A 301-nucleotide genomic window follows, 5' to 3' on the forward strand; every position below is an offset into this window, starting at 1 on the left:
GCGGTGAGTGGATTGCCAGAGTGGAACTTGAGGCCCGGACGCAGCTTGAAGGTGAAAGTCAGGCCGTCGGGGCTCACGGTCCAGGACTCGGCGACATCGCCATTGAATTTCGACGGATCCTTCAGGTCCACGCGCACCAGCCGGTCATACGTGTTCGCGACGTATTCCTCCGGCACCAGTTCGTAGATCTCGCCGGGATCGAGCGACGTGAATTCGTCGAGCAAGGTCGCCATGACGAACATGTCCTTCGGCGTGGCCGCGCCCGCCGGCTGCGTGCCGAAACCTGCCGTCAGCGCAGCCG

General features: G+C 63.5%; 1 protein-coding gene. It reads right to left on the reverse strand.

The window, feature by feature from the left end; genetic code table 11:
* Window positions 1–293 (reverse strand): ABC transporter substrate-binding protein (locus QCE58_RS30965; RefSeq protein WP_309780694.1); only part of this gene is annotated, 293 nt, incomplete at its 3' end.
* Between the last annotated feature and the right edge of the window lie 8 nt (window positions 294–301).

Origin of the sequence: Caballeronia sp. LZ028 (assembly GCF_031451415.1) — a bacterium.
Lineage (GTDB): Bacteria > Pseudomonadota > Gammaproteobacteria > Burkholderiales > Burkholderiaceae > Caballeronia > Caballeronia zhejiangensis.